Genomic DNA, 342 nt, shown 5'->3' on the forward strand with positions numbered 1-342 from the left:
GACCATGCGCGCGGGATCCGCGCGCTCATTCATCGGGGCGTTGCGGGGTGTCCCCGCAGAAGGGGGTGTGGAGGAGCCTTCGGCTCCAACCAGGGGGAAGGCTTTCCCCTTCTGATTGATCTAATTACTGTCGCCTATTGCACCTGTTTCGCCGGGGTACACATGCCTGATGAACAAGACGATCAGCCGGACCGGGACGCGCCATATATGGATCCGCGCGAATATCTGACGACACGGCATATCATTGAGGATCGGTTCGGAAAGCCGCCACTAATCCCGAGGGCCAATTTCGACGATGCTGTACGCAGGATTGAAATTGCTGTCGAGGTTTTGGGTCATCAA

The 342-nt window shown here is 57.3% G+C and carries 1 protein-coding gene; it reads left to right on the plus strand.

Annotated elements, in window-relative coordinates:
- Positions 1-162 precede the first annotated feature (162 nt).
- Positions 163-342 (plus strand): hypothetical protein (locus IG168_RS20760; RefSeq protein WP_226877203.1); only part of this gene is annotated, 180 nt, incomplete at its 3' end.

It is taken from the genome of Microbulbifer hainanensis, assembly GCF_014904735.1.
GTDB classification, from domain to species: Bacteria; Pseudomonadota; Gammaproteobacteria; order Pseudomonadales; family Cellvibrionaceae; genus Microbulbifer; species Microbulbifer hainanensis.